This is a genomic window from Leucobacter soli (assembly GCF_042659205.1).
Taxonomy (GTDB): Bacteria; Actinomycetota; Actinomycetes; order Actinomycetales; family Microbacteriaceae; genus Leucobacter; species Leucobacter soli.
On sequence record NZ_JBHSRW010000251.1, the window covers coordinates 1 to 3,121 of the forward strand.

Annotated in this window: 2 protein-coding genes and 1 pseudogene; 2 read left to right on the forward strand and 1 reads right to left on the reverse strand. The window is 69.7% G+C overall.

The features are described from left to right. Positions 1-756, forward strand: a 756-nt coding sequence (locus ACFPZL_RS11640) for a ribokinase (RefSeq protein WP_382335522.1), incomplete at its 5' end; no start/stop codon positions are given. Positions 757-885: 129 nt separating this feature from the next. On the opposite strand, the gene ACFPZL_RS11645 is transcribed toward ACFPZL_RS11640, so the two are convergent. Beyond that, entirely contained in the window at positions 886-2,424 is a 1,539-nt protein-coding gene (locus ACFPZL_RS11645) for an APC family permease (RefSeq protein WP_236021981.1), read from the reverse strand. A gap of 342 nt (positions 2,425-2,766) precedes the next feature. Here ACFPZL_RS11645 and ACFPZL_RS11650 point away from each other — a divergent pair. Then, positions 2,767-3,121 (forward strand): annotated as a pseudogene (locus tag ACFPZL_RS11650) (Re/Si-specific NAD(P)(+) transhydrogenase subunit alpha); the annotation flags it as partial.

Consider the following 3,121-nt stretch of genomic DNA (forward strand, 5'->3'; position numbering starts at 1 on the left):
TTCGTCGGCTGCGTGGGGCGCGACGCGAACGGCGCCTATCTGCGCGAGCAGCTTGCGGCGGCGGGAGTCGACACCGCGGGACTGGCCGAGTCCGAGCGCCCGACCGGGACGGCGATCATCTACCTCACCCCGGACGGGGAGAACTCCATCGTGGTATCGCCCGGGGCCAACCACGCGCTCGACATCGAACTCGTGGATCGCAGCGCCGAGCTCTGGACTGCGGCGCGCGTCGTCGTGCTGAGCCTCGAGATCCCTCGTGAGACCGCGTTCCACGTCGCGGCGCGGGCCGCCGCCGGCGGGGTCCGGGTGATCCTGAACGCGGCTCCGGCCGCGCGGCTCGACGCCGAGACGCTCGCGCTCTGCGATCCGCTGATCGTCAACGAGCACGAGGCGCTCGAGGTGCTCGGCGCCGGGGTGCAGGATCCGGATGCCCACGACTATCCCAGACTCGCAGCCCGGTTGCGCGAGGCGGGTGCGCGGTCGGTGGTCGTCACGATCGGCGCGGACGGCGCCCTGATCGCCGATGCCGACGGTACGGAGCGCGTCGCGGCGTACCCCGTCACGGCGGTCGATACGACCGGTGCGGGCGATGCCTTCGTCGGCGCGGTCGCAGCGGAACTCGCCGCAGGGTCCAGCCTGCTCGACGCCGTGCGCTTCGCGACAGCGGTGTCCGCGGTCTCGGTGCAGCGCGTCGGAGCGCAGTCCTCCTACGCCGACCGTGCCGAGGTCGAGGCCTTCATCGCCTCGCACGGTTGATCGCACTGCCGGCCGCATCGTCGATCGCCCGGCCGGCCGCCCTGTCGATCGCACTGCCGACCGCACGACCGAGGGGCGCCGCTCGGCGGAGCCGAACGACACCCCTCGGATGCGGAGCGGAAACGCCGGCTACTCCTCGACGACGTCGATCACCTCGGTGCCGTACGCGCCCGGCTCGGTGCCGTGACCGATCCGCTGGTACACCTCGGGGTTCCGCGACTTGAGCGCGCCGCCCCAGATGATGCCGATCAGCCCGGCGAGCAGGACGATGATCGGCAGGATGTAGGTTCCGAAGCCCGGGCTCGCCTCGCCCAGCAGGATGTGGAAGTTCGCGACGATCATGATGAACACCCAGAGCAGGAGCAGACCCGAGATGATGGGCGCGATGAGCGTGGTCCAGACGCTGAGGCCGCGACGGTCGCGCCGGAAGAAGCCGATCACCGCCGCGGCGATCACGGCCATCAGCAGTACGAGGCCCATTGCGCCCGTGTTCGTGAGCCAGGTGAACATCGTGAGCACCGGGTAGAGGAAGGCCGGGTTGCCCGTCGAGGCCTCCATCGCCTCGGCTCCGCCGGTGCTGCCGTGGACGGCGAAGCCGATCGTCACGGCCAGGGCGAGCACGGTCTGCGCGACCGAACCGGCCCACGGGGCGCCGTGCTTCGAGGTGTGCGAGAACCAGCCCGGCAGCACGCCCTCGCGGCCGAGGGAGAAGAAGTAGCGTGCGACCGCGTTGTGGAACGACTGCAGGGCGGCGAAGAGGCTCGTGAGGAAGAGGATGTTCATCACGTCGACGAACAGCACGCTCATGTGATCGCTCATGAAGACGAACATGAGGTCCGGGCCGAACTCCTGCGAGGAGCCCACGATGTTCGAGGGGCCGATGCCGACCGAGAACGCCCAGGCGCTGAACGCGTAGAAGAGGCCGATGATGGCGACGGCGGCGTAGGTGGCCCGGGGGACGGTCCGCTTCGGATCCTTCGCCTCCTCGCCGTAGATCGCGGCGCCCTCGAAGCCCATGAACGCGGCGACGCCGAAGACGAGCACGATGCCGAGCGACGGTCCGAAGAGCTCGGCCGGGTTCAGCGTGGTCGCGGTGACGCCCTCGGGGGCGACCGCGAGCGAGACGATGTCGAAGACGATCACGACGAGGAACTCGAGTGCCACGAGGGCGCCGAGCACCTTCGCGGAGAGGTCGATCTTGTTGACCCCCAGCACGCCGACGACGACGATGCAGAGGATGATCCAGAGCCACCACGGCGATGCGAACCCGAACTTCGCTTCGAGGAACATGGAGAGCTGGAAGCCGAAGAGGCCGTAGATGCCGATCTGCATCGCGTTGTAGGCGACGAGGGCGACGAGCGATGCGCCCACGCCGAACGGGCGGGAGATGCCCTGGGAGATGTAGGCGTAGAAGGCGCCGGCGTTCGTGATGTGCCGGCCCATCGCGGTGTAGCCGACGGAGAAGACGGTCAGGATCACCGCGATGACCAGGAAGCCGAGCGGGACTCCGAGCGACTCGGTCACGGCGAAGGAGGTCGTGACGCCGCCGGCGACGACGGTGAGCGGCGCGGAGGCCGCGATGATCATGAGGGTGATGGACGGGACGCCCAGGGTACGGCGGCTGAGACCGGGATCGTGCTCGGCCTCGGAGGCGGTCTGTTCACTCATCGAACGTGTCTTCCTCTCAGGATGGCGTCGTTGCCGGGCACCCCGGCGGCGGCGCGATGGGTGTGTCATGAGTCTAGGCAGCCGCTCGGAGGCGCGGAAGAGCGGGCCCTGTGACGAGAGTGCATGGGGGATGGACGAGAGCGCAGGACTTTCCAAATGGGTAGTCCTTGGCGTTCGACTCGGGGTCCGCGGACTCACGCGGCGGTACCCGCGTGCGGCATGCGGTGTCTGCTAGCTTGCATGGTGGAGACGGGTGCGGTCCTCGCGTCCCGTCACTTGGCGGTGCGGCCGGCGTCCAGCTCGGCGAGCATCCGTCATCCGATCCTCGAGCTAGGAGTGTGCATGCGCCTCGCCATCGTCGCCGAGCCCCCGAATGAGAACCGCGTCGCGGTCACCCCGACCACCGTCGCGAGGATCCTCGCTCTCGGTTACGAGGTCGTGGTGCAGCGCGGTGCGGGCGCCCGGTCCGCTTTCTCCGACGCGGCCTACGCCGAGGCCGGAGCGCGAACGGTCGAGCGCGCCGAAGCCTGGTCCTCCGACGTCGTCCTCCGCGTGAATGCGCCGAGTGCCGAGGAGATCGCGCTGCTGCAGCCCGGTGCGACGCTGATCGGCCTGCTGAGCCCCGCGCTGAGCCCCGAGCTGCTGGAGGCGCTCGCCACTCGCGGGGTGACCGCGCTCGCGCTCGACGCCGTGCCGC

Bases quoted from the DNA above. Each gene is read 5' to 3' on its own strand.
- ACFPZL_RS11645 (WP_236021981.1), bottom strand. From the start codon at position 2,424: ATGAGTGAACAGACCGCCTCCGAGGCCGAGCACGATCCCGGTCTCAGC.